Origin of the sequence: Streptomyces litchfieldiae, from assembly GCF_031845365.1 — a bacterium.
Lineage (GTDB): Bacteria > Actinomycetota > Actinomycetes > Streptomycetales > Streptomycetaceae > Streptomyces > Streptomyces litchfieldiae.
The window spans coordinates 155,307-179,521 of record NZ_JAVREL010000003.1; the positions used below are offsets into that span (position 1 = coordinate 155,307).

Annotated in this window: 20 protein-coding genes; 9 read left to right on the plus strand and 11 right to left on the minus strand. The window is 73.1% G+C overall.

Annotated features, from left to right (window positions below; all coding sequences use genetic code 11):
• Window positions 1-7: 7 nt before the first annotated feature.
• Complete coding sequence (locus RM590_RS07285) at window positions 8-1,198, minus strand: NAD(P)/FAD-dependent oxidoreductase (RefSeq protein ID WP_311703560.1); 1,191 nt, start codon at window positions 1,196-1,198, stop codon at window positions 8-10.
• Between the two features lie 80 nt (window positions 1,199-1,278).
• Window positions 1,279-1,986, minus strand: a complete 708-nt coding sequence (locus RM590_RS07290; protein WP_311703561.1) for a TetR/AcrR family transcriptional regulator — start codon at window positions 1,984-1,986, stop codon at window positions 1,279-1,281.
• 98 nt (window positions 1,987-2,084) lie between these two features.
• Here RM590_RS07290 and RM590_RS07295 point away from each other — a divergent pair, with 98 nt between their 5' ends.
• Entirely contained in the window at window positions 2,085-2,978 is an 894-nt protein-coding gene (locus RM590_RS07295; RefSeq protein WP_311703562.1) for an alpha/beta fold hydrolase, read from the plus strand.
• Between the two features lie 26 nt (window positions 2,979-3,004).
• Here RM590_RS07295 and RM590_RS07300 read toward each other — a convergent pair whose 3' ends face one another.
• From RM590_RS07300 to RM590_RS07310, 3 genes are read right to left on the minus strand one after another with little or no spacing between them, the layout of a single operon-like run.
• Window positions 3,005-4,147, minus strand: coding sequence for a caspase, EACC1-associated type (locus tag RM590_RS07300; RefSeq protein ID WP_311703563.1), 1,143 nt, complete (start codon window positions 4,145-4,147; stop codon window positions 3,005-3,007).
• A complete protein-coding gene (locus RM590_RS07305) occupies window positions 4,131-4,532 on the minus strand; it encodes an effector-associated constant component EACC1 (protein ID WP_311703564.1) in 402 nt (133 codons plus the stop codon). The genes RM590_RS07300 and RM590_RS07305 overlap by 17 nt, the downstream gene beginning before the upstream one ends.
• Window positions 4,525-5,826, minus strand: a complete 1,302-nt coding sequence (locus RM590_RS07310; protein WP_311703565.1) for a serine/threonine-protein kinase — start codon at window positions 5,824-5,826, stop codon at window positions 4,525-4,527. Before RM590_RS07310 ends, RM590_RS07305 begins: the two co-directional genes overlap by 8 nt.
• A gap of 179 nt (window positions 5,827-6,005) precedes the next feature.
• On the opposite strand from RM590_RS07310, the gene RM590_RS07315 reads away from it, so the two are divergent.
• Window positions 6,006-7,025 carry an LLM class flavin-dependent oxidoreductase gene (locus tag RM590_RS07315; protein WP_311703566.1) on the plus strand — a complete coding sequence of 340 codons (1,020 nt, stop codon included), beginning with the start codon at window positions 6,006-6,008 and terminating at the stop codon, window positions 7,023-7,025.
• Window positions 7,026-7,374: 349 nt separating this feature from the next.
• On the opposite strand, the gene RM590_RS07320 is transcribed toward RM590_RS07315, so the two are convergent.
• Both RM590_RS07320 and RM590_RS07325 read right to left on the minus strand, forming a co-directional pair.
• Window positions 7,375-7,575 carry a DUF397 domain-containing protein gene (locus RM590_RS07320; RefSeq protein WP_311703567.1) on the minus strand — a complete coding sequence of 67 codons (201 nt, stop codon included), beginning with the start codon at window positions 7,573-7,575 and terminating at the stop codon, window positions 7,375-7,377.
• A complete protein-coding gene (locus RM590_RS07325) occupies window positions 7,562-8,449 on the minus strand; it encodes a helix-turn-helix domain-containing protein (RefSeq protein ID WP_311703568.1) in 888 nt (295 codons plus the stop codon). The genes RM590_RS07320 and RM590_RS07325 overlap by 14 nt, the downstream gene beginning before the upstream one ends.
• Window positions 8,450-8,676: 227 nt before the next feature.
• Between RM590_RS07325 and RM590_RS07330 the strand changes: the two genes are divergently transcribed.
• Entirely contained in the window at window positions 8,677-8,904 is a 228-nt protein-coding gene (locus tag RM590_RS07330; RefSeq protein WP_311703569.1) for a hypothetical protein, read from the plus strand.
• Between the two features lie 114 nt (window positions 8,905-9,018).
• Window positions 9,019-9,177 carry a hypothetical protein gene (locus RM590_RS07335; RefSeq protein ID WP_311703570.1) on the plus strand — a complete coding sequence of 53 codons (159 nt, stop codon included), beginning with the start codon at window positions 9,019-9,021 and terminating at the stop codon, window positions 9,175-9,177.
• Window positions 9,178-9,564: 387 nt separating this feature from the next.
• On the opposite strand, the gene RM590_RS07340 is transcribed toward RM590_RS07335, so the two are convergent.
• Complete coding sequence (locus RM590_RS07340) at window positions 9,565-13,188, minus strand: nSTAND1 domain-containing NTPase (protein WP_311703571.1); 3,624 nt, start codon at window positions 13,186-13,188, stop codon at window positions 9,565-9,567.
• Between the two features lie 270 nt (window positions 13,189-13,458).
• On the opposite strand from RM590_RS07340, the gene RM590_RS07345 reads away from it, so the two are divergent.
• Window positions 13,459-13,620 (plus strand): hypothetical protein, encoded by a 162-nt coding sequence (locus tag RM590_RS07345; protein ID WP_311703572.1) that lies wholly within the window; start codon window positions 13,459-13,461, stop codon window positions 13,618-13,620.
• A 61-nt stretch (window positions 13,621-13,681) separates the two neighbouring features.
• Here RM590_RS07345 and RM590_RS07350 read toward each other — a convergent pair whose 3' ends face one another.
• Complete coding sequence (locus tag RM590_RS07350; protein ID WP_311703573.1) at window positions 13,682-16,642, minus strand: AfsR/SARP family transcriptional regulator; 2,961 nt, start codon at window positions 16,640-16,642, stop codon at window positions 13,682-13,684.
• A 344-nt stretch (window positions 16,643-16,986) separates the two neighbouring features.
• Here RM590_RS07350 and RM590_RS07355 point away from each other — a divergent pair, with 344 nt between their 5' ends.
• The 3 genes from RM590_RS07355 (at window position 16,987) to RM590_RS07365 (ending at window position 20,779) form a co-directional block, all read left to right on the plus strand.
• Window positions 16,987-17,502, plus strand: coding sequence for a SigE family RNA polymerase sigma factor (locus tag RM590_RS07355; RefSeq protein WP_311703574.1), 516 nt, complete (start codon window positions 16,987-16,989; stop codon window positions 17,500-17,502).
• Complete coding sequence (locus RM590_RS07360) at window positions 17,499-18,275, plus strand: hypothetical protein (protein ID WP_311703575.1); 777 nt, start codon at window positions 17,499-17,501, stop codon at window positions 18,273-18,275. The genes RM590_RS07355 and RM590_RS07360 overlap by 4 nt, the downstream gene beginning before the upstream one ends.
• Before the next feature lie 395 nt (window positions 18,276-18,670).
• A complete protein-coding gene (locus tag RM590_RS07365) occupies window positions 18,671-20,779 on the plus strand; it encodes an acyltransferase family protein (RefSeq protein ID WP_311703576.1) in 2,109 nt (702 codons plus the stop codon).
• Window positions 20,780-20,824: 45 nt separating this feature from the next.
• Here RM590_RS07365 and RM590_RS07370 read toward each other — a convergent pair whose 3' ends face one another.
• Window positions 20,825-21,943, minus strand: a complete 1,119-nt coding sequence (locus RM590_RS07370; protein WP_311703577.1) for a substrate-binding domain-containing protein — start codon at window positions 21,941-21,943, stop codon at window positions 20,825-20,827.
• Window positions 21,944-22,078: 135 nt separating this feature from the next.
• Here RM590_RS07370 and RM590_RS07375 point away from each other — a divergent pair, with 135 nt between their 5' ends.
• Entirely contained in the window at window positions 22,079-23,086 is a 1,008-nt protein-coding gene (locus RM590_RS07375) for a hydroxyacid dehydrogenase (protein WP_311703578.1), read from the plus strand.
• Window positions 23,087-23,089: 3 nt separating this feature from the next.
• Here RM590_RS07375 and RM590_RS07380 read toward each other — a convergent pair whose 3' ends face one another.
• The gene (locus RM590_RS07380; protein WP_311703579.1) at window positions 23,090-24,163 is read right to left on the minus strand and encodes a substrate-binding domain-containing protein; all 1,074 of its coding nucleotides are present in this window, start codon (window positions 24,161-24,163) and stop codon (window positions 23,090-23,092) included.
• Window positions 24,164-24,215 lie beyond the last annotated feature (52 nt).

Below are 24,215 nucleotides of genomic sequence, written 5' to 3' on the forward strand. Positions count from 1 at the left end.
AATCAGCCTAGGCGGTGACCTTCTCGGTGGACAGGTCGGGCGCGGTGGCCAGGCGGCGCCTGCGCTTCGGCATGCCGTACGTCGGGTGCGAAATGCTCCAGAGCTTGCTCCGCAGGACGCCCGCCTTGTAACGCGTGGCCTTCCGGCCGCCCATGTACCAGGACTTCGATCGCTCGTCGCTGTCGAGCAGTTGAAGGATCGCGTCCCGCTGCCCGAGGCTGATGCAGTTGCCGGGGTAGGACAGCGTGGTGCTCGGGATCCGGCGGCCGGTCAGGCGTCCCACGATGGCGCCCGTCGCCTGGGCGGCGGTGATGCCGGCCGAGTAGCAGGACATCGGCAGCGGTTGGCCGTTCCTGCTGATCGCGTTGGCGCTGTCGCCGGCGGCGTAGACGTTCGGGTGCGAGACCGACTGCATGGTGCCGTCGACGATGATCCGGCCGGTGTCGGCGACCTCCAGACCGCTGGCGGCGGCGATGGGATGGACGGCGAACCCGGCCGCCCACACGGTCACCTCGGACGGGAAGGAGGTGCCGTCGGCGCCGATCGCCCGCGTCGGTTCGACGGCCTCGATGCTGGTGTGCTCGTGCACGGTGATGCCGAGCCGGTCGAACGCGCGGCGCATGTGGTCGCGGGCCTTGGGGGACAGCCAGGCGCCCAACTCGTCGCGGGCGGCCAGCGTGACCGAGAGGCCCGGCCGCGCGTCGGCGATCTCGGTGGCGGCCTCGATGCCGGTCAGACCCTCGCCGACGACCAGCACGTTCCCTTCTTCGGCCAGGCCGTCCAAGTGCTCGCGCAGCCGCAGGGCCGATGACCGGCCGGCGACGTTGAACGCGTGCTCGGCCACGCCCGGGACGCCGTGGTCGGCGACGGCGCTGCCGAGCGTGTAGAGGAGCGTGTCGTAGGCGAGTTCGTCGTCGCCGTCCTCGTCGGTCACGGCGACGGTCCCGCGTTCGGGGTCGACACCGGTGACGCGCGCCAGGCGCAGCCGCACCCCGGTGCCCGCGAACACGTCCGCAAGCTGCCGGGTCTTGATCTCCCGGCCGGCCGCGAGCTGGTGGTTGCGCATCCGCTCGGCGAAGTCGGGTTCGGCGTTGACGACGGTGATCTCGGCGTCGCCGGGGGAGAGGCGGCGGGCCAGGATCCCGGCGGCGAAGGCCCCGGCGTATCCGGCGCCGAGGACGAGGATGCGGTGCTGCATGCGTTGCTCCTGTCTGGTTCGCTTGCCTCCTTGACGGGACAGCGCCCCGATTTCTGACAGGAGCTCGGGTGTGAGCCAGGTCACTGGGTTGGGGGAACGAGGCCGGTGAGCACCCGGCGCATCGTTCGGTCGAACACCGGTTCCGTCTCGGTGCGATCGGCCAGGGCGGCGGCGACATGCGGATGGTCTCCCCGGGCGACCGTCTCGTTCAGGTAGGCGGCCTGCGCGGCTTGGCGGCCGGTGTCCGCGCCGCCGCCCCGGAGTTCCGCCCGGGCGAACTGCGTGACCAGGGCGTTCATGAGGGCGACGATTTCCATCTTGGTCCCACCGGGCAGGGGGACGCCGGCCATCGCCCGCAGCGCGTATTCCAGGTAGTTCAGGCCCCGGGGACCCAGCCGGAGCGGCTCCGGCGGGATGTCGGACAGCCAGGGGTGCCGCAGATGAACGGCCTTGGTCCGGACCGCCAGGGCGGCCAGATCCGGAACGGGGTCCCCGCTGAGCGGTACATCGAGGTCGATCTCCCCCGTCACCGCGTCGGCCATCAGGTCGAGCAGGTCGTCGCGGCCGGAGACGTAGCGGTAGAGGGATGCCGGGCCGGTGCCCAGCACCCTGGCCACGTGACGCATCGACACCGCCGACAGGCCGCTCTCGTCGGCCAGTTGAACGGCGACGGTGGTCAACTCCGCACGGCTGTGCACAGCCGCGGGGCCGCGGGCGCCGCGTTCGGGCCGCGCCCAGACGGTCACTGGCTCCTGGGCCACTGGTCCACCCGCCTCTTCCGTTCCCATGGTGCGTTCCTTACACTAGAAACTGCGAACGTCGATCGCAGTTATGGGGGGTTGTTCTCGTGTCCTCGTCATCGTCATCGACAGATCTGTGGAGCCCGGTGCGCTGGGCCGGGAACGGCGCGGTGCGGCTGGCTTTCGACTCGCTGACCGAACGGACCGACGGCGAGCCGCTTCTGCTGGCCACGGGTCTGGGCGCCAACCGGCTGTGGATGCCGGACGGGCTGTGCCGGACACTGGCCGCGCGGGGCTTCGCGGTGGCCCGGTACGACCAGCGCGACGGCGGCGAGTCGACACACCTGCCGCCCACCGCCACGCGCAACCCGATCTCCGCGCTGTTCGCCAAACGCGGCGAGGCGTACACGGCCGAGGACATGGCCGACGACGCCGTCGCGGTCATGGACGCCCTGGGGTGGCAGTCGGCGCATCTGCTGGGTGTCTCACTCGGCGGTGCCGTCGCCCAGCGGGTGGCGCTGCGGCACCCGGACCGCGTCCGGACACTCACGTCCATGGCCGCCGTTCCGGGCGATGTCTCGGGCCTGCGGGCTCTTCGGTACATACGGATGGGAACGTTGGGGAAGTTCGCCCGCCTGAAGTTCCCCGACACACCCGAGGGGGCCGTCGCGGCCGGAGTCGCGGTCTCCCGTCTCCTGGCCTCCCCGAACCGCCCCTTCGACGAGTCGGCCGCACGGGAGGCCGCCGAGCGCAGCGCGGACAGCGGCGTGCACGACCAGCAGGCACAGAGCCGCCAGATCGGCGCGCAGTGGCACGGCCCGCCGATCAGCGCCATCACCCGGCCGACGCTGGTACTTCACGGGGAGGACGACCCGCTCATCAAGCCGGGCGCGGCGAAGAGAATCGCGTCGCGGATCCGGGGCTCGCGTCTGGTGCTGCTGCCGGGAGTCGGCCATGAGCTGCCCGAGTGCGCGTGGGCCCGCGTCGCCGCTGAGGTCCACGAACTGGCGGACGCCGCTGGCGCCGACCGAAGCGCATAGCCGAGCCGCCGGACCTCGTTGGGCCGTCAGGGCGCGGACCGGCCGGTGGTCTCCCGCTGGGTGAGATCCAGCGCGTGTTTGAGCACCTCGCAGGCCTGGATGTGGTTGCCGGACTCCTGGAGCAGATCGGCCAGCCGCCGGCAGACCAGCACCGCCTCCGGCCCGTACATCTCCCGGGTCCGGTGAAAAGCCTGTTCGAGCACCGCGATCGCCTCCCGCAGCCGGCCCGCCTCGGCCAGCGCCTCGGCGAGTTCGAGCTGGACGGCGAACGTGTCGTTGCCCTCCGCGCCCGGCGTCTGCTCCTCCGCGGCCAGGCGCAACACCGGCACGGCGTCCCGGTTGCGCCCCGCCGAGCGCAGCAGCCGGGCCAGGCCGAGCCCGGCGACCACCATCGCGGAGCGGACCTCGGCGTCCAGCACCGGGCCCGCGGGGGCGTGCCCGCCGGCGCGCGCCCGGTTGCGGATCAGCGGCAGCCGCCCGATGTCGTTCTCCAGTGAACGCTGCGGCTGGGGACGGTTCTTTGCCCGCAACCGCTCGTCCAGCACCCGGTAGATCGTCTCCAGGTCGATGAGCTCCGGCCCGTCCGTGATCCCCAGCCGCATCAGGTGCAGCAGTTCGCCGGTGAAGGCGGTGTGCAACTCCCCTTCCGGGGCCAACGCCACCCGGTCCCTGGGCGCCGAGGCCAGCACGTACGCGCCGTCCACGGCCGCCTGGGCGGCCACGTCGCCGCCCTGGACCCTGGCGGCCCGCCCGCTGAAACAGCAGTCCAGCACGACCACACAGCGCCGGGCCCGCGCGGAACGCACCGCCGCGCGCACGTGCTCGTACGCGACCGCCGTGTAACCGACGTTCTCCCGCGAACCGGTGAGCGCCAGATAAAGGTCCGCGGTGTCGGGGTCGCGCAGGCCGTGCCCGCTGTAGTACACGAGGAGGGTGTCACTGGCCTCCTGCGCCGCCCGGTGCACCGCGTCGAGCATGCCGGAGGCGTCGTCGGGGTCGGAGATGACGGTGCAGTGCTGCTCCGGCAGGCCCCACAGCATCGCGTCGCGCAGCGCGTCGGCGAGGTCCCGCACGTTGGCCGAGACGGCGGGCAGTTGCTCCAGGTGCCGGTAGGAACTGGTGCCGATGAGCACGGCCCTGGAGGCGGCGGGGTCAGGAAGCCGATCCATCGCCGCCGGCCGGGCCGTCCGGGTCCTGGTCGAGCAGGGCGATGACGCGTTCCAGGGTGTCGGGGTGAACGCCGTCGGCCGGAATCTCCACCTCGATGGCGCCCCGGCGCAGGACGAGGCCCGGGCGGTTGCGGCGGGAGTCGCGCCACTGGAGAACGGAGACCGCCAGGGCGCCCGCGGACAGGCCCGAGCCGATCGCCAGTTGGAGGATGTCGAACCCGATTCCCATGGCGCCGGCCGGCGCCGGCCCCGAGGCGGTCAGGCTCGCCCGCACCTCGCGGCGCAGCGACTCGTCGGCGGCCAGCCAGTTCCGCAGGGAACGGAGGTCCTCCTCGGCCCCGTCGGGATGCCCGCCCGCGACAACGTGAATGCGAATCTCACGCACCTGTGGTGTCTCCGTTCCTTCCGCGCGCGACGTGGCCACTGATCGCGGAGAACAACGCGAGTGCCTCGCCACTCGCCCCGAGCCTCGCCAGGCAGACGGCCTGCCAGTACTGTCCGGCGAGCGTGGTCGGGTGATCGGCCCCCAGCCCCCTGGTGCACACGTGCACGACCGAGGTGAGCACCCGCATCGCTTCCTGGAGTTCGCCGCGCAGGACCAGGTTAACGGCCTCGCGCTGGCGCGACAGGGCGGTCTCCGTGGTCATGCTGTGCAGGACGATGTCGCGCGTGACGTCGCTGAGGGTGAGCGAGTCGTCCGGGGACCGCGGCTGGCGGGGCGGCGATGGGGCGGCGTCGAGATACTCGGGGTACGAACGGTCCCCGAGCGCGGTGTCCGTGTACATGTGCTGGACCGCGCCCACCCGAATGCTCTGCCGCACCAGATCGCCCAGCATCCGGGTCCCGTCGGGCGCCGCGCGCAGTATCGGCGCGAGGAGGTCACCGACGGCTTGCGCGTCCCGTGGCCGCCCGGCTGGCGCGCGGTCGGTCAACGCATCTGTCAGCTTGGCTAGTTCGCGGGCGATCCCGTGGAAACTTCCGACGAGCCGCGGCGCGCCCTCGTCGATGACGCGCAGCAGGATGGCGCCGATGTCGTCGACCCGGCCGAACGGCGACTCGCCCGTGAGCATCAGGTGCATGCACAGGCCCAGGCTGTACAGGTCACCGGCCGGGCTGGGAAGTTCACCGAGGATGACCTCCGGGGGCATGTACCGGGGGGTGCCGACCAGCGCGCCCGTTCTGGTGATCCGCGTCGAGTCCTCGACCAGCCACGCCATTCCGAAGTCCTGGAGCACGACCCGCCCTAGGGGCGTGATCCGGATGTTGCTCGGCTTGACGTCGCGGTGCAGCACTCCCACGGCGTGCGCGGCGGCCAGGCCGGAGCAGACCCCGGCCGCGACGGCCGCGACCACCGCGTCCGGCAACCGGCCGCTGCGTTCCACCAGCGTCTGGAGGTCCACGCCGTCGAGGAACTCCATCACCAGGTAGGGCGTGTCCAGATGGACCCCGAAGTCGTACACCCCCGCGGTATTGGGCGCCTCGATGCGCGCCAGCGCCCGCGCCTCGCGCCGGAAGCGCTCCGGCGCCTCACCGCCGGCCACGGCCGTCAGGATTTTCACCGCCACCCGGCGGTCGAGCGCGGTGTCCCGCGCCTCGTAGACCACACCCATCCCGCCGAAGCCGATCCTCCGCAGCAGGCGATAGCGATCCTCGACCAGATCACCGACCGCGATCGTCATGCCACCCCCGCTCTCGCCCGCCGGGAACGATTCTGCCCCGGGCGGTGACCGCTGTCACACCCGGGGCGACGAACGCCCGGTCACGGACGGCCCCCTAGGATTTCCCGCCGTCCAGGTCGATCCTCTCCCTACAAGGGGGATCGAAAGTCTCCCGTCCGGTCCGGCCTTCGGGAGACATCATGCGCAGAGGCATCGTGGTCACGGCACACCCCGGCGTGGAGGAACTCGCCGCATGCGCCGAGGAGTCGGGCTTCAGCAGTTTCTGGGTCTACGACACCCCGATGCTCCACGGCGATCCGTTCGTGGCCCTGGCCCTGTGCGCGAAGGCCACCAGCCGCATCAAGCTCGGCATCGGAGTGACCTCCCCGGCGTTACGGTCGGCCCCGGCCGCCGCGTCCGGGCTGGCCAGCCTCAACGCCCTGGCGCCGGGCCGGATCATCTGCGGCGTCGGCACCGGGAACACGGCGCGGCGCACGTTGGGGATGCCGCCGACCACGACGGATGAACTCGGCCAATTCACGGCCGCGCTCCAGAACTTGTGCGCCGGACGCTCCGCCGAGTACCGCGAGGGCGAGCGGGTCAGCCAGGTTCGGTTCCTGCATATCGAGCAACACGTGAACACCGCCGAGCCCATCGAGTTCGTGGTGGCGGCCCTTGGCACGAAGGCCGCCGCCGTGGCCGGGCGTCGCGGCACCGGCATCATCTCGTTCGGCCTGCTGGACCCAGCGGCGTGGCGCGCGTTCCACGACGCTCGACGAGAGGCCGGGGGCGCGGAGAGCGGGGCCGACTCGTATCTGATGACCTCGCTGTACGTGCTGGAGGAGGGCGAGGACCCGTCCGGCGACCGGGCCCGGGACGCGACGGGGCACATCGCCCTGTCGCTGCTGACGTACGCCGCCGACAAACCGTCGCTCGCCGAGGCGCTCAGCGCGGAGGAACGCGCCGCGGTGCGGCGCCTTCTGGATCGGCGCGGCTCCACGTTCACCGCGCTGTACGCCAACTACCTGGGCCGGATCGCGCCGGCGGACCGGGACCTGGTCCTGCCGTCGCTGATGGAGAGGCTGACCCTGGTCGGAACGCGGGACGCGCTCCTCGCCCGCATCGCAACGATGGAACGGGCCGGGATCGATGAGTTGGTCTTCCAGCCGGTGATCGACCCGCCGACGGAGATGGCTGGAATCGCCAAGCTCATGTCGTGAAGCGAGCGAGGGCTCAACGCCGCGCGTAGCGGATCTTCAACCGGCCGAGCCCCATGATCCCGCGAGGCACACGCCACGCGCCACGCCGCTGGATCCGTCCACTCAGGACGGTGGAGGCGGACGACCAGGTCGACATCTCGGGGAGATCGTCCAGCGCGCCGAGTTCGGCGGCGCCTGGCGGGCGACCCAGGCCCATTCCCCGGTGGTCGGCCGTCCGGATCGACCAGCGGCAGCGGCCCCTTACCGCGTCTGTCAGGTGTCGAACTCGCTTTCCCATGGCGAATGCGCCCCCGCCACCGAGCCCCAGGCAGGGGGCTGGCGCGCGGGGGCGCACGCGTCGTTCGGGAGGTCAGGCCCTGCCGAACTCGTCGTTGCCCACGCTCGTGATGAACGCCTGCCAAACCTCGACTGTGCTGACCAGGACGGGCCCGGCCTGCTGCTTGCTGTCACGCAGGGCGACTGCCCCGCCGAGGTCTGCCACCTCCACGCAATCCCCATTGCCGTTGCTGTAGCTCGACTTGAACCACCCGTTGGGATCAACCTTGTTCATAGCTTCCTGCCACTTCAGCGATCAGACGTCGCGACGCCTGCTCAGTTAGCGATGCTTCCCAGATTCCCCGGAACGCCTCGTCGTACTGTGCCACCTCCTTCGGCTTGTCCAGGTACAAGCCCCCTGTGTATCCGTCTGCGTAGATGGTCGGGGGTTCGCTCTCCGTCCCGTCCCCGTTGAGCGGGAAGCGAAGGATGTTGAACGGCCCGGTGACCACGCCTTCGTGAGCGCCAGCGGCGAGAGGAACGACGCGCAGGGCGATGTTGGGCAGCCCGGACAGATAGACCAGGTGGGCCAGTTGGTTCGCCATGACCTGAGCTCCGCCGATGGGCCGGCGCAGGACGGTCTCGCTGAGGACCACGCGCAGGTTTAGCGGCTTGGTCACTCGGGTGAGGATCGTCTGCCGTGCGATCCGCAGGCGGACCCGCCCGTCGAGTTCGTGTTCGCTGATGCCACGGATGTGAGTGCGGATGATGTCCCGGGCGAAGCCCTCGGTCTGGAGCAGGCCCGGGATGATCTCCCCGTGATACAGGGTCAGGCTACTCGCTGCCGCCTCCAGCCCCACGTACAGGTCGAAGCCTTCCGGGATGACGTCGCCGTAGGCGTGCCACCACCCTTTGGCCTTGGTCTCCTTCGCGAGTCCCATCAGAGCTTGGGTGAGTTCGGGCGAAGCGCCGTAGATCTCGCACATGTTGCGTACGTCGAGGCTGCGCAACGCCACCTGCCCTGTCTCGATACGCCAGATCTTCGGCGTGGACCATTCGAGATTCTCAGCCGCGGCCTTGACCGATAGGCGCGCCTTCTCCCGCAGTTCGCGGAGATAGCGGCCGAGCTGCCGTCTCGGAACGGTCGATCCCGTTGCTCCATCCGTCATTGGCTTACCCTCCCGGCGTTCATTCTGTAACCCCTCCAACGCTCGCAATGTAATGGGGCATTGACCCGCTACGGAATGCGCGTCATATGTTCGAGTGCCAAAAGGCGTGTGGACCTATTCGTAGTGTTGCACTTGTCGCCGTTCGGCCCCAGTCTGAGGAGTCAGATAGCTCGCCGTGCTGCCCCGATCACGCACGGCGGCCGCAACTGACCGTGCTCGGAGGCGCCATGACACTTGATTCACTCAGACCCGCCGCAGCCCCGGCGTCCAACGACGAGGCGTGTGACGTCGTGGCCGCGCTGAAGGCGGCGCTCGCCGAACACGGCATCACGCTGCCGAGCCTCGGCGTCGACCACGGAACGTGGACCAGCCCGCACACCCCGACCCTGATTGAACTCGGCCGATGCAACGTCGCCACCGCGCGCGCCATCGTCGCGGCACTGACCCGCTCCTGACTCAGGCGGCGCGCTGGTTCAGCGCGCAGGCCGGCCCGCTTTTCATCGGCGCGCACCTGGTGGCGCTCGTGGCGCTGTCCTACCTGTCGATGATGGATCCCTAGGAGCACACCCGTGTCCGGATGCCTGCACACCGGCCGGCTCGACCGCCGCGAGGACGGCGCGCACTGCGCGGACTGCGGCGCGTTGATCTACGCCGCGAGCACCGTGCCCGCCGAGCGTCCGCCCCCGGTGGCGGTGCCAGCCCCGCCGCTGGCGGACGCCACCCCGTAGACCCCCTGTCGCCGGCCCCCGCTCGGCGGTTCCCGGCGACAGGGCCCAACCCGCAACCAACTGCACGCAATGGAGGGCTCCTTGATCGCGCCGCGCCTCATGCCCAGTCAGCAGAGTTTCGTCCACGTGAGTGTGGAGGTGGGTGCGGGCACTGTGCTGCGTGGCGATCAAGTGATGGTCGGGGGCCAGGAGTTCACGGTGGCCGACATGATCACGCTGGCTCCCGGCCGCAAGCGCCTCCACTTCGCCACCGGCGAGACCTTGACCATAGCGCCGAGCACCGTTTTGTGGGCCACACGCCGCATGGACACTCGGCTGCGCCGCCGGAGGGACCACCGGGCGCCGTAACGCACCCCTTCCCCACGGCGGCCGACGGGCCACTCGGCGCTATGGGCGGCACGCCGCTCCGGCGGGCAGGTCCTGGAGGTACTGGGATCGTTCCTCCGCGGTGAACTCGCGCCCGGCGGCGTCGCATATCTGTCCGACGGCCTCGTCCACGTCGGGCAGCGCCGCGTCCCACAGGCGCACGATCCCGTCGCCGCCGCCCGCGGCCAGCGTGGTGCCGTCCGGGCTGAACGTCACGCCGGTCGCGGAGGTGTCCCCGCCGGTGAGGACGCGGCGCTCCGCGCCCGTCGCCACGTCCCACAGCCGCACCATGCCCTGGTAGCCGCCGTTGGCGGCGAGGGTGGTGCCGTCCGGGCTGAACGCCACGTCGCTCGTCGAGTCGCCGGTGTAGGTGCGGAGTTCGGCTCCGGTCGCCACGTCCCACAGCCGCAGCGCGACGTCCGGGCCGCCATCGGTGGCGAGGGTGGTGCCGTCCGGGCTGAACGCCACGGCGGACACGGAGTCACCGCTGCCGTAGGTGCGGAGTTCCTCGCCGGTGGCCGCGTCCCACAGCCGCACCACGTCCGCCTCGCCGCTGCTGTCGGTGACGAGGGTGGTGCCGTCCGGGCTGAACGCCAGCTCGTCCGCCGAGTTGTCGCCGAAGGGGATGGTGTGCAGCTCCCGGCCGGTGGCCGCGTCCCACAACTGCACCATGCCCTCGTCACCGCCGCCGGCGGCGAGGGTGGTGCCGTCCGGGCTGAACGCCACGGTGCCCAGCCAACTGGCGTCGGCGGTGAGGGTGCGGAGTTCCTCGCCCGTCGCCACGTCCCACAGCCGCACCGTGCCCGCCCAGTCCTCCGGGACGAAGTCGCTGGTCTGCTCGTCACCGAGGTAGGTGGCGCCGGTGGTGGCGAGCGTGGTGCCGTCCGAGCTGAACGCCGCCCCGTACATCAGGCTGCCGTCGGGCGAGAAGGTACGGATCAACTCGCCACTGGCCACATCCCGCAACTCGCAGCGGAGACCGTCGACCACGGCGAGGGCCGTGCCGTCCGGGCTGAACGCCACCGACTCAACGCCGCCGCCCTCGATGGTGAAGGTGCGCGGTTCCGTGCCGGTCGCCATGTCCCACAGCAGAACGGTCCCGGCGTCGCTCTCCCGGCTGGTGGCGAGCGTGGTGCCGTCGGGTCCGGACGCCAGGGCGAACACGCCGTCGCTGTGGCTCGGGTAGGCGCCGCGTTCCTGGCCGGTGGCCACGTCCCACAGCCGCACCGTGCCCTCGTCGCCGCCGCTGCCGGTGGCGAGCGTGGTGCCGTCCGGGCTGAGCGCCACCGAGTCCACCGTCACGTCATCGACGGTGAAGGTGCGGCGTTCCTCGCCCGAGGCCGTGTCCCACAGCCGCACCGTCCCGGTGGCGGTGGCGCCAGCGGCGGTGAGGGTGGCGCTGTCCGGGGTGAACGCCAGCGTGGTCACTGTGTCGTCGCCGGCCACGGCGAGGGTGTGGCGTTCCTCGCCCGTGGCCGTGTCCCACAGCCGGACCGTGCCCTGGTCGGTGGCGGTGGCGAGAAGGTCGCCGTCCGGGCTGAGGGCCAGCGCCGTCACCGAGCCGTCGAGGGTGAACGTGTGGTGTTCCTCGCCCGACGCGGCGTTCCGGAGGTGGACCGTTCCGTCGTCGGTGGCGGTGGCGAGAAGGTCGCCGCCGGGGCCGAGGGCCAGCGCCGTCACCGAGCCGGCCACGGTGAGGGTGTGGCGTTCCTCGCCCGTGGCCGTGTCCCACAGCCGCACCGTCCCGTCCTCGGCGGCGGTGGCGAGAAGGGTTCCGTCGGCGCCGAAGGCCAGCGCGGTCGCGGGGTCCGTGTGGCCGACGAGGCTGCCCTTGAGCCCGAGCGCGGCGGCGTTGTAGACGCTGGCGACGGCGTCGTCGGTGGGGCTGGTGCGGTACGCCCGGACGGCCAGCAGCGAGGCCAGTTCGGGGTCGGAGTCGAGCAAGTTCCCCGAGAGGGCAGCCAGTTGCCGGGACTGCGCCGCGTGCTGCGCGGCGACGGCGGCGTCCTCGGCGGTGATGGCGGCCTGACGCTGCCAGAAGGCGATGCCGGTGGCGACCAGGGCCAGGGCGAGGAAGCCGGACAGACCGGCGGTGAGCGCGCGGAGCCGGCGGGTGTTGCGTGCCGCGCGCTGCTGCTCCTGGTCGCGCAGGGCGGTGCTGGCGGTGAGGAACGCCCCTTCGGTGGCGGTCAGTTCGTCGCGGTGGCCGGGCGGGAAGGCCTCCTCGGCGGCGGTGAGGCGGGTGCCGCGGTAGAGCAGGCCGGGGTCCCGGTCATGGGTCTCCCAGGTGTGGGCGTCGTCGGTGAGGCCGCGGTGGACGCGCAGCCGTTCCCGGTCGTTCTCGACCCAGGTGTGCAGGCGCGGCCAGGCGGTGATCAGCGCCTCGTGGGCGAGGTCGACGGTGTTGTCGTCGAGGGTGATCAGGCGGGCCCTGGCCAGGCGTTCGATGACCAGCTCGGTGTCGCCGGGGTCGCCGGTGCCGAGTTCGGCGCGGTGGGTGGGGCGGCGGGTGTCGGGGGTGCCGTCGCCGGGGGTGATGAGCCGCAGCAGGACGCGCCGGGCGATGGCGGCCTGGTCCTCGGTGAGCTGGGTGTAGGCCGTCTCCGCGGTGTGGGCGATGGCGCCGTGGAGACCGCCCGCGGCCTGATAGCCGGTCAGCGACAGCGTCCGGCCCTTGCGGCGGCGCCAGGTCTCCAGCAGGGCGTGCGACATCAGCGGCAGCCCGCCCGGCTCGCCCGCGACCTCCTCCACGACGCGGGTGGTCAGCGCGCGTTCGACGATCAGCCGCGCGTTCTGGGCGGGGCCGACGACGGCGCGCCGCAACTGCTCGCCGGCCATGGGCCCGACCAGCAGGCTGGCGGCGTTGACGGCGTCGGCCAGCTCGGGGTGTTCGGCGCAGCGGGGATAGAAGTCGGCGCGGACGGCGATGACGACCCGCAGGCGGCTGCCGTCCGCCCGGGCGGCGAGGAGCCGGTCGATGAAGGCGGTGCGCTCGGCCGGGTCGCGGCAGAGGGTGAAGACCTCCTCGAACTGGTCGACCAGGACGATGGTGTCCCCGTCCCCCCGGCCCGTCGCCGGCGTCAGCACATGGTCCCGCTCGCGCGACGGGTGTTCGCCGGGGGTGAGGATCCGCACCGCCGACGGCCGGTCGCCGTCCGGCTCCGGGGTGCGCAGGGCGGGCACGAGGCCGGCGCGCAGCAGGGAGGACTTCCCGCTCCCCGACGGCCCGAACACGGCGGTGAACCGGTGCGCGCGCACCAGGCCCACCAGGTCGGCGGTGAGCTGCTCCCGGCCGAAGAACCGTTCGGCGTCGGTTGGTTCGTACCGGGCCAGTCCCTGGTAGGGCGACGCGTCGTCCTCGTCGTCGGCCGGCTCGGCGGCCACCTCCGCGGCGGCCCGGTGCCAGCGTTCCTCCCACTCCGTCCGGCTCCCGCCGCACGCCTCCACATACGCCAGCGCGACGGGCAGCGACGGCAGTTGCTCGCCGCTCGCGGCGCGGGCGAGCGTGGAGACCGTGTAGGGCGTGCGCTGCGCCATCGCGCGGTAGGTGATGCCCCCGGCCCCCCGGCGCAGCTCGCGCAACTGGGCGGCGAACCGCTGCGCCGGGCCGTCCCCCGCGGCCAGCGGATTCTCCTGACGGCCCATGACACTTCCCCCCACCTCGACGCCCCCCGCCGGCTGACGCCAAGCTACCGACCCGCGTTCGCGATTCGCAATGTCCGGCCGATCGGCGGGCGCGAACGGGGCCGGACGCCGCTGAACTGGGCTGACGCGGTTTGTCGCAGGGGGCGAATGAGGGCTGCGCGACAACGTGCCACGCCCCGAGAGTGCTGTTCGAGGCGGTCGGCAGGGGGCCGGCCAGCGCCTCGGAAGCTGTGTTTGTCGAGAAACGCAGCGCTTTCGAGAATGGGGGCAATGGAGATGAGGCTCGTGCGACAGGGGGCGCTGCGCGGCGGGGCACGGATCGCGTGCCCGGAGCCCAACGCCGAGGGCAGTGGCGACGAGTGGACGACGAAGAAGAAGCGCGGCGGCGCGTGGTGCCGGAGCGTGGCACCGGGGTGCGCGGACGCCGGCTGACCGGCACCCGGGGAACGGGGGCAGACCGTGTGGCGGTCTGCCCCGCTCTCGTCACCGTGGTTCAGACGAGGAGCCGCCGGATTCCGGCGGCGTCGGGGCTGTCGTGCCGGGTGTAGATGTCGAGGGCGTGCTGCCAGTGGACGCGGGCCTCGTCGGTGCGGCCGGTGCGGTGGAGGGCGTGGCCGAGGACGGCGTGGATGTCGGCGCGGCGCTCCGTGACGCTGCTGTCGCCGAGCCGGTCGAGCGCTTGTTCCGCCAGGGCGGCGGCCCGGTCGGGCTCGTCCATGGCGAGATGGGTCCGGGCCATGCGGTAGAGGGTCAGGGCCTCCCACCACCGCTGTCCGTAGAGGCGGAAGTTCCGGTGCGCGTCGGTGAGATGGGTCAGGGCGTCGCGGTGCCGCCCGGCCGCGGACAGGGCTGTTCCCAGGGCGTACTGGGCGTTGCCGATCTGCCGGCCCGGGCGCGGGCGCAGGGCCCGGAGGACGGCCAGGCAGTCCTCGGCCATGCGGATCGCGGCGTCGGTGCGGCCGAGGTGTTCGTGGACGCGGGAGAGGTTGCCCAGCGCGGTCGCCTCGCCCAGGCGATTGCCCTCGGGGTCGCGCCGGTACGCGGCGAGGGCTTCCCGGTAGTGCCGCTCGGCCTGCTCGTACTGGCCGCGCTCGGTGGCGATGCCTCCGCGCATGTTCATCGCCCGGGCGCGCAGCACCGTGTCACCCGCGGCGGTGCTCAGCTCGACGACGCGCCGGGCGTGCCCGTCGGCCGCCTCGAAGTCGCGGCTGCTCAGGCACGCCTGGCCCAGGGCGTAGTGCAGTCGGCACCGCACGTCGGGGCCCGCGCCGTCCCGGGCCGCTTCGAGCAAGGCGGTGGCCGTGTGGGCGAACGTGGCGGACGCGGTGGCCGACCACGTCAAGTCCGTTGCGGCGAGCAGGAGATCGGCGGCCTTGCGCAGGGTCGCCGGGCCGGTCGCGTTCCTGGCGCTGGCCAGCAGGCCGTCGGCCTCGTCGAACAGCCAGGTCACGGCGGCTTCCGCGGTGGCGAATTCGGGACCGTGCCGCTGACCGGCCGCCAGGTGTCCGGCCGCCAGGTGCTCCGCCGTCCGGTCGCCGGGGCGCTGGATCGTGTAGGCGGTGGCCGCCGTGGCGAGATAGAAGTCGAGCAGGCGGGTGGTGGCGGCCCGGCGGTCCTCCGGCGGCTGGTCCTGCTCGGCCTGCGCGCGGGCGTAGAGGCGGATCAGGTCGTGGAAGCGGTAACGGCCGGGAGCGGACGCCTCGAGGAGGGAGGCGTCGGTGAGGGCTTCCAGGAGGTGTTCGGTGGCGGCGGGGTCCCGGTCCAGGAGGGCGGCCGCGGCGGGCAGGGAGATGTCGGGGCCGTCGGGGAGGCCCAGCAGGCGCAGTGCCCGGGCCTGTTCCGGGGCGAGCTGGCGGTAGCTGAGGTCGAGGGCGGCCTCGACGGCCTGGTCGCCGACCCGGAGTTCGCTCAGGCGGCGGTGGTGGTCGGTGAGCTTGTCGGCGAGCAGGTGGGTGGGCCAGGTGGGGCGGGCGGCCAGCCGGGCGGCGGCGATCCGGACGGCCAGCGGCAGCCGGCCACAGGCCTCGATGACGTCCGTGACCGCGGCGGGCTCGGCGGCGGCGCGCCGCTCGCCCGCGATGTGGGTGAACAGGGCCGTCGCCTCCACCGGGTCCATCACCGCCAGGTCCACCCGGCGCGCCCCGTCCAGGTCGGACAGCCGGGCGCGGCTGGTGATGACGGTGGCGCACTCGGGCGCGCCGGGCAGCAGGGGCCGGACCTGCGCGGCGTCGCGGGCGTTGTCCAGGACCACGAGCATGCGGCGGCCGTCGAGCAGCGAACGGTACAGCGCGGCCCGTTCACCCACCTCCCGGGGCAGCTCCTCGTCGGCCGCGCCCAGGGCACGCAGGAAGGCACCCAGCACGGCGGCCGGCTCGGCCGGGCCGGACCCCGCGCCCTGGAGATCCACATACAACTGGCCGTCCGGGAACCGCCCGGCGGCCCGGTGCGCCCAGTGCACGGCCAGCGTGGTCTTGCCGACGCCGCCCGGGCCGACGACCACGGCCACGCCGCCGGCCCCGGGCCGGAGTGTCTGCTCGAGCTGCTCCAGATAGGGCTTCCGGCCGGTGAACCCGGGGACGTCCCGGGGCAGTTGCGCGGGGCGCGCGACCCGCCGGCCCGTCTCCTCGGGCGGTGTCTCCTCGGCGTCCGGGGCCGGCCCGGGCCGGTGGTCCAGGCCGGGGTCGCGGCGCAGGACGCGTTCGTGGAGCCGGCGCAGCGCCGGGCCGGGTTCCTCACCGAGCGCCGAGACCAGGCTCTCCCGGATCCTGGCGTATGCCGCGAGGGCGTCGGCCTGCCGGCCGGCCCGGTAGAGCGCGAGCATCAACTGCTCGGCCAGGGGCTCGGCCAGCGGGTGCTCCAGGGTGCAGGCCAGCAGCTCGTCGGCCACACTCGCGTGCCGGCCCAGCGCGAGCTCGGCCGCGAACCGGTCGGTCAGCAGCGTTGTCTGCTCCTGCTCCAGGCTCACCCGGACCCGCCCGGCCCACTCGCCGGTCAGCCCGGCCAGAGGCGTGCCGCGCCACAGGGCTGTGGCCTCGCGCAGCAGGTCGGCGCGGTGCGCCGGCCCCTCGGGCACCTCCGGCGCGGTCCGCGCCCGCTGTGCCAGGTCGCGGGCCCGGTGCAGGTCCACCAGGTGCGGCGCGATGTCCAGCACGTATCCGCCGTCCCTGCGGCGCAGCGCGGGCGCGGCCGGGCCGGCGTCGCCCGCCGCCTGGCGGAAGACGCGCCGCAGCCGGGAGACATAGGCATAGACGGTGTCCCGCACGTTCAGCGGCGGCTCGTCGCTCCACACCCGGTCGATCAGCGTCTCCACGGGCACCGCGACACCCGGGGCCATGGCCAGCACGGCGAGCAACGCGCGCTGCTGCGGCGGCCCCAGCACGACCCGGGCACCGTCGGCCCGGCGCAGCTCCACCGCGCCCAGCAGGCGCAACTCCACCATCTCCACCCCTCGCATGGGAGCCGATCCCGGGCTTCCGCAGCCCCGATCGACCCTCGCAGGCGGGATTCCGCGCGGCAATCAGGTATCCCGTCAGATTCCGTCAAGGAGTTGTACCAGGTCCCACTGGTAGGCGAACCAAGTGATGCCCCTTGTGATGGTTTTTTTCGAGCTATCCAGTGCATTGCGCAGTAATGACCTGTAGGTCCGGAACCTACTCCTGGCGGCCCGTCCTCACCCCGGGGGCGGGCCGGCGGCCTGTTCGGCCGCCCGGTGAAAAAGTCGGCCCAGGAGGACATAGATTCCGCCGCGCGACCCGTCAGGAGAGGTGAGGGCACCGATTCCCCGGAGACAGGAGCGGCGTGGAGGACGACTTCCAGGCATTCATGGAGTCGCGCTGGCCCGCGCTGCTGCGCACCGCGTACCTGCTCACCGGGAACCGCGACGACGCCGAGGACCTGGCGCAGGCCGCCCTGGCGCGGGCGTTCAGCAAGTGGTCGCGCGTGCGACGGGCCGACGACCCGGCCGCGTACGTCTGGCGCATCATGATCAACGCCAACGTGGACCGGCTGCGCCGGCTCAAGTTCCGCGAGTCGCCGACCAGTTCGCTGCCCGAGCGCCCGGCCGCCGACCGCAGCGACGAGCTTGTGACGCGTGGCGCGCTGCTCGACGCGCTCGGCCGCCTCCCCACCCGGCAGCGGGCCGTGATCGTGCTGCGCTATGTCGAGGACCGCACCGAGACGGAGGTGGCGGACCTGCTCGGCATCGGGGTCGGCACGGTGCGCAGCCACGCCGCCCGCGCGCTGGCGCGGCTGCGCGCGGACGGTGCCCTGCGAGACTTCCTGCCCGATCCGTCCGGAACAGGTGAGATGCGATGAACGACGAACACGACGCGACGGCCGCCCGGCTCGGCGAGCGGCTGCGGCGGGAGGCGGACGCCCTCGTGCCGGGCCCGCCGCCCGTTCTCGCGGTGGTGCGCGAGGGGCGCCGGATACGGCGCCGCCGCCATCTCGCCGTGGCGGCATCGTTCTTCGCCGTCCTGCTCCTGCCCTGGGCCGTGACCGCGTTCCCCAGGGCGGACACGGGCCCGGTCGGTCCGGACATGGCGGGGGCCCCGGGGACCACCCCTCCGACCACCGCCGCGCGCGTGGTGGAGCCGTACGAGGCGGTGGACATCGGCACGGGGTGGTCGATCGCCCTGCGCCCGCCGGACCGGCCGGGTGTCCACGGCGGGCAGGGCTATGTCCTGGTCGCCGACGAGGACTTCGCCACCGCCACCCGGCTGCTGGCCGACGACCAGGAGCCCGAGGTCGAGGGCGACGACCCCGGCGACGACCTCAGCGGCTTCATGACCGTCCTGTCGGAGGTCTTCGTCATCAGCGGGACCTGGCGGACCGAGGCCGGGGTGCCGCCCGCGTACGTCACGGTCACCCACGACGAGGTGACCCGGGCGGCGACGCTGCTGAGGGTGCCCGACGAGCAGGGGTGGGGCGTGTACTACGCCGTCTTCGAGAGGACGGACGAGGGCGGGCTGATTGAGCGGGCGCTGGAGACGGCCGCAGGCGTGCGGGTCGAACTGGCCGGCGCCGAGGGGCACGTCATCGACAAGATCTCCGAGGAGGACCTCGGCCACGACCCCCTGATCAGCTAGGGCCTGTATCGAGTTCCCGCCCGGGCCCGCGACGCCAGTCACGGCACCTCGCCGCTCCCCCAGACTCCGTCTGGGAGGTGCCCCCAGCCGAATCGCGCGAATACGGCCGGGTATGAGCTGCGATCCGGTGCCTTGCTGGGGGTACCTCCCAGGCCCCCAAGGGCCTGGGGGGGCACCGCGTCTGACGCCGCGGGCTGATCCGACCGGGAACTCGACACAGGCCCTAGGAGGCGCCCGTCCTCGACCAGTCGGAGTGACCCACGCCACACCCGGGGGTGACATAGCTCTCGCACGCCCCTGCCGTCTCCGTCGTGAACGCCCGCCGCGATCGGCGCGGTGGACCGACGGAACGGCGGGGGAAGCGCGATGGCTGTCAAGGGGACCGGGGCCGGGCCGTGGTGAGCACCCTGGCGCCCGCCGCGACACGGGGCGCCGCCGCGCCGCGCCGGGAGGCCCCGGCGGACCACCACGCGTGGCGGGCCGACATCCAGGGGCTGCGCGCCGTGGCGGTGCTGCTGGTGGTGCTCTCGCACGCGGGCGTGCGCCGACTGGACGGCGGCTACGTCGGCGTCGACGTCTTCTTCGTGATCTCCGGCTTCCTCATCACCTCGCTACTGGCGCGCGAACTCGCCGCCACGGGCGGCATATCGATCCGCCGGTTCTACGCCCGCCGCGCGCTGCGCCTGCTGCCCGCGGCGACGCTCGTGGCCCTGGTGACGCTGGGCGGCGCCCGGCTGTTCCTGTCCCCGGTCCGTTTCGAGGAGTACGCGGGCGACGCGCTGGCCAGCCTGCTCCAGGCGGTCAACCTGCGGCTGGCCGGCGCCGAGACCGACTACCTCTCCGAGGGCGCCCCGCCGTCGCCGTTCCAGCACTTCTGGTCGCTCGCCGTCGAGGAGCAGTTCTATCTGCTGTGGCCGCTGCTGTTGCTGCTCGGCGGGCGGGCGGCCCGGCGGTCCCGGCGGGGGAGCGCCGCCCGGACGCTGCCGCTGGGCGCGCTGTGCCTGGTGTCGTTCGCGCTTAGCGCCTGGGTGACCGTCAACTCGGCGTCCTGGGCGTACTTCGGCTCGCACACCCGCGCCTGGGAGCTGGGCGCCGGCTCGCTTCTCGCGCTGTTCGCCGGCCGGCTGACGCGGCTGCCCGCCGCGGTGTCCGCGGCGATGACGTGGACCGGCCTCGCGGCCGTCGCGCTCGCGGCGCTGTGGTTCGACCAGGACACGCCCTTCCCCGGTTATCACGCGCTGCTGCCGGTGCTGGGCACGGTCCTCGTGCTGGCCGGCGGCTGCGCGCCCGCCCGGTTCGGCGCCCGGCGGCTGCTCGGCGCACGCCCGTTCACCTGGCTGGGCGGGCTGTCGTACGGCTGGTATCTGTGGCACTGGCCGCTGCTGGTCCTGGGCCCGAACGCGCTGGACCGGCCCGCCTCGGTGCCGCTGGCGCTGGCGCTCAGCGCGTCGGCCCTGCTGCTGGCCTGGCTGACGCTGCTTCTGGTGGAGAACCCGGTGCGGTTCCACGCGGCGTTCACCGGCCGGCCAGGCCGGGCCCTGGGCCTGGGGCTCGGCCTGTCGGCGGGCGGCACCGCGTTGGCGCTGACCGCGGCGGTCCTCGCGCCGCCGATCCCGACCGGCGGGATGGCCCCCGGGCTGCGCGCGGCGCTCGCGACCGCGCCGGACCCGTCGGCAAGGCTCGCCGTACTCCTGGCGGGATCCGGCGCGTTGCTGCCGAGCAACCTCACGCCGCCCCTGACGGAGATCAAGGACGGGCGGTCCGCCATCTACCGCGACGGCTGCCATGTGGGTCGCGAGACCACGCGGGTGCCGGACTCGTGCGTCTACGGCGACCCCACGTCGGAGACGGTCGTGGTGCTCTTCGGCGACTCCCACGCGGCCCAGTGGTTCCCGGCACTGGACCGGCTCGCGCGGGAGCACGGCTGGAAGCTGGTGTCGCTGACCAAGGCGTCCTGCAAGGTGCCCGCCGTGACCACGGTCAAGGACGGCGAGCCCTACGCGGAATGCGACGCCTGGCGGGAGAACGCGCTCGCCGCGATCGACGCCCTGCGCCCCTCGTTGGTCATCGTCTCGTCCTCGGACGCGGCCGAACCGGCACACCCGGCGGCCGACCCCGCCCGGCAGTGGGCGCGGGGGTACCAGGACACCCTCGGGCGCCTCGTCGACACCGGCGGTGAGGTCGCGGTCATGCTCGACAACCCCTGGCCGAAGTGGGACGGCGTGGAGTGCGCCGCGGCGTATCCGCTGGAACTCGACCACTGCGCGGGCCAGTTGTCCGGGGCGTTCCGGGACGCCGAGCGCCGGGAGCTGACGCGCGAGGCCGCGCGCCGGGCGGGTGTCGCGGTGATCGACCCGGCGCCCTGGCTGTGCTCGCCGGAGGGCACCTGCCCGGTGATTGTGGGGGACACCGCCGTGTACCGCGACGAGAGCCATGTGAACGAGGCGTACGCCGAGGCGATCGCCCCCGTGCTGGGCGGGGCCCTGTCCGGCCTCGTCCCGTGACACACCTTTGGTGCTACCGGCGAACGCGGCCGGCCCGGACAGGTCCTAATCCGCCGCGGGGGCCGGCGAGCCGCAGGACTCGCGGATGATCAGCCGGGGCTGCATGACGAGTTGACGGGTGGCCATGGACTCGGCGGAGTCGAGGCGGGCGAGCATGAGGAGCGCGGCCTGCGCGCCGATCTCGTACTTGGCCGGGGCCACCGCGGTGAGCGGCACCTCGGCCAGCGCGGCGATCTCGTCGTCATAGGCGATGAGCGCCATGTCCTCGGGCGTGCGCAGCCCGCGCCCGCGCATGCGCTGCATCAGCTCGATGGCGTCGTGGTCGGAGTGGATGAGCGCCGCGCGGGTCTCGCTCTCCAGGCAGGCGTCGATGAACGCGTCGTACTGGCGGGCCGCTTCCGCCGAGCCGAGCGTGGGCCGGCCGCCGTCCCGCACCGGGGCCGACGGGTCGAGGCCCAGACGCGTCACCGCCGCGGCGTATCCCTCGCGGATCAGGGGCGCCGTCGGGCTGCCGTTGGTGTAGAGGGCGACGCGCGTGTGGCCGAGGTCCCGGAGGTGGCGCACCGCCCCGTAGGCGCCCTGCCGGTGGTCCGAGACGACGAACTCGCAGGGCTCGTAAGAGTTCTCGGGCTGGCGCTCCAGCAGCACGAACGGGATGTCGCCGTCGCGCAGTTGGGCGAGCGTCTCGGGCGGCGGACAGTGGCCGCCGGTCGAGGCGACGAGCAGTCCCGAGACGCCCGAGGCGCGCAACTCGTCGATCTGCTGGAGGTCGCGGGGCTGGGCGTAGTCGGTCAGTCCGATGACGATGCGGGCCCCGCGCTCGGCGGCGACGGCCCGCACTCCGGCCACCACCTGCGGGTAGTAGTAGGTGGCGGAGGGCACGAGCAGCCCGAGTGTGCGGCCGGGCGCCGGCGGTGCGGGCGTGGGAGTGGGCCCGGGGGCCGGGGCCGCGGCCGCCTCGGCGCCGGTCTCGGGCTCGGCCAGGACCGCGCCGCCGCGCACCTTCTTCACGCGTCCGGCGGCGGCGAGTTCGGCCAGGTCACGCCTGATCGTGCCGCCGGAGACCCCGAAGCGCGCGGCGAGGTCGGAGATCCGCACGGCGCCCGAGGCACGGAGCTCCTGGAGCAGCAGCGCCTGACGTTGCGCGACCAAGATGTCACTCATCCGTGCACCTTTCCTGAGCAGTCATCGAGCATAGTAAGCTGTTTTTGCATCTTATGAATGAGGTCGGTACTTCTATCGACTCATTGGAAGTGGGTGCTCGCCATACGACGGCCCCCTGTCAAGCGAAGGGTGCAGATGCCCGACCGCCCCCGAGCCTTGTTCGCGCTCGACCCGCACAACCTTCCGCTGCTGTTCCCGCCGGACGTGCTCGCCCGGCTGCGGGAGCTCGCCGACATCGATCCCGCCCTGGTCGTCCGGGACTTCGAGGACCCCGGGATACGCGACGCGCTCGCCGGGGCCGAGTTCCTCGTCACCGGGTGGGGGTGCCCGCCGATCACCGCACCTGCGCTGGAGCGGCTGCCCCGGCTGCGGGCGGTCCTCCACACCGGCGGCACCGTGAAGGGGCTGATCCCCGGTGAGGGCTGGCGGCACGACATCGTCGTCACCTCGGCCGCGGCGGCCAACGCCCTTCCCGTGGCGGAGTACACGCTCGCCATGATCCTGCTCATGGGGAAGGACGTGCTCACGGCCCGGGACCACTACCGTGCGACGGAGGCGTTTCCGCCGAACCTGGTCCGCGCCGACATCGGCAACGTCGGGCGGCGCGTGGGCATCATCGGCGCCTCCCGGATCGGCCGGCGCGTGATCGAGCTGCTGCGCCCCTTCGACTTCGACGTCGTCCTCCACGACCCCTATGTGGACGAGGCCGGCGCCGCCGCCCTGGGGGTGCGCCTGTCGGACTTCGACGCGCTGCTGGCCTCCAGCGCCATCGTGTCCGTGCACGCCCCGGCCACGGCCGAGACCCACCATCTGATCGACGCGGCGCGCCTGGCGCTGCTGCCGGACGGCGCCGCGCTGATCAACACCGCGCGCGGCAGCCTGGTGGACACCGAGGCGCTCACCCGCGAGCTGGTCTCCGGCCGCATCCGCGCGGTGCTGGACGTCACCGAGCCGGAGCCGCTGTCGGCCGGCTCCCCGCTGTACCGGCTGCCGAACGTCTTCCTCACCCCGCACGTGGCGGGCTCGCTGGGCAACGAACTGCGCCGGCTCGGGGTCCTGATGGTGGAGGAGCTGCGCCGGATCCGGTCCGGCGCGCCGCCCGAACACCGCGTCGACCTGGCCCAGTTGGAGATCACCGCGTAGCGGTCACCGCGGTGGGGCCCCGCACGACCGCCGGATGACCAGCCGCGGCTGCATCAGCATGCCGCGCACCGGCTGCCGCCCGCCGTCGAGGCGGTCGACGAGCAGTTCGGCGGCGGACTCGCCGATGAGGCGCTTGGCCGGGGCCACCGCGGTGAGCGGCACCTGGGCGAGCGCGGCCAGCTCGTCGTCGTAGGCGATCAGCGCCAGGTCCTCCGGCGTGCGCAGTCCCCGGGCCCGCAGCCGCTGGAGCAGCGTGATGGCGTCCCCGTCGGAGTGGACGACGGCGGCGGTGGTCCCGCCGGCCAGGCACCGTTCGATGAACTCGTCGTGCTGGCGCGGCGTCGCCGGCGGGTGCCGTCTGCCGCAGCGCACCGGGGCGCCGGGGTCCAGGCCGAGCCGGGTGACCGCCTCCGCGTGGCCCTCCCGGATCAGCTCGGCGGTGGGGCTGCCATGACAGTAGAGCGCCACCTTCCGGTGCCCCAGGCGGTGCAGGTGGCGCACCGCGCCGAACGCGCCCTGCCGGTGGTCGGAGGCGACGAACTCGCAGGGCTCATAGGGGTCTTCGGGCCGTCTCTCCAGCAGCACGAACGGCAGCCCGGTGGACCGCACCCCTGCCAGGACCGGGGTGGCGACGCGGCTGCCGCCCGTGGCGGCGATGAGCAGGCCGTTCGCCCCGGCCGCGCGCAGCTCCTCGATCTGCTGGGTGTCGCGCGGCTGGGCGGGGTCGGAGATCGCTATGACCACCCGGGCCCCGCGTCGCGCCGCGACCGCCCGGACCCCCGCGATCACACCGGGGTAGTAGTAGGTCGCCGACGGCACCAACAGGCCCAGCGTCCGCTCGCCCGCCGGCGTCGACGGGGGGCCGGGGGCCGCGGCGGGTGCCGGCGGTTCGGCCGGGACGGCTCCGCCGCGCACCCGGACCAGGTGGCCTTCGGCGGCGAGATCGCCCAGATCGCGCCGGATCGTGCCCGATGAGACGCCGAAACGAACGGCCAGTTGGGCCACGCGCACCACACCGGCGGCACGCAACTCCCGGAGCAGCAGCTCCTGCCGTTGCGCGACGAGCAAGTCGGCCATCCCAGTGTCCCCTCATGATTCGTTCTGGAGCATCGTAGTTGTCACCGGCAAT

Bases quoted from the DNA above. Each gene is read 5' to 3' on its own strand.
- RM590_RS07285 (WP_311703560.1), bottom strand. From the start codon at position 1,198: ATGCAGCACCGCATCCTCGTCCTCGGCGCCGGATACGCCGGGGCCTTC.
- RM590_RS07290 (WP_311703561.1), bottom strand. From the start codon at position 1,986: ATGGGAACGGAAGAGGCGGGTGGACCAGTGGCCCAGGAGCCAGTGACC.
- RM590_RS07300 (WP_311703563.1), bottom strand. From the start codon at position 4,147: ATGGATCGGCTTCCTGACCCCGCCGCCTCCAGGGCCGTGCTCATCGGC.
- RM590_RS07310 (WP_311703565.1), bottom strand. From the start codon at position 5,826: ATGACGATCGCGGTCGGTGATCTGGTCGAGGATCGCTATCGCCTGCTG.
- RM590_RS07315 (WP_311703566.1), top strand. From the start codon at position 6,006: ATGCGCAGAGGCATCGTGGTCACGGCACACCCCGGCGTGGAGGAACTC.
- RM590_RS07320 (WP_311703567.1), bottom strand. From the start codon at position 7,575: ATGAACAAGGTTGATCCCAACGGGTGGTTCAAGTCGAGCTACAGCAAC.
- RM590_RS07325 (WP_311703568.1), bottom strand. From the start codon at position 8,449: ATGACGGATGGAGCAACGGGATCGACCGTTCCGAGACGGCAGCTCGGC.
- RM590_RS07330 (WP_311703569.1), top strand. From the start codon at position 8,677: ATGACACTTGATTCACTCAGACCCGCCGCAGCCCCGGCGTCCAACGAC.
- RM590_RS07340 (WP_311703571.1), bottom strand. From the start codon at position 13,188: ATGGGCCGTCAGGAGAATCCGCTGGCCGCGGGGGACGGCCCGGCGCAG.
- RM590_RS07345 (WP_311703572.1), top strand. From the start codon at position 13,459: ATGGAGATGAGGCTCGTGCGACAGGGGGCGCTGCGCGGCGGGGCACGG.
- RM590_RS07350 (WP_311703573.1), bottom strand. From the start codon at position 16,642: ATGCGAGGGGTGGAGATGGTGGAGTTGCGCCTGCTGGGCGCGGTGGAG.
- RM590_RS07360 (WP_311703575.1), top strand. From the start codon at position 17,499: ATGAACGACGAACACGACGCGACGGCCGCCCGGCTCGGCGAGCGGCTG.
- RM590_RS07370 (WP_311703577.1), bottom strand. From the start codon at position 21,943: ATGAGTGACATCTTGGTCGCGCAACGTCAGGCGCTGCTGCTCCAGGAG.
- RM590_RS07375 (WP_311703578.1), top strand. From the start codon at position 22,079: ATGCCCGACCGCCCCCGAGCCTTGTTCGCGCTCGACCCGCACAACCTT.
- RM590_RS07380 (WP_311703579.1), bottom strand. From the start codon at position 24,163: ATGGCCGACTTGCTCGTCGCGCAACGGCAGGAGCTGCTGCTCCGGGAG.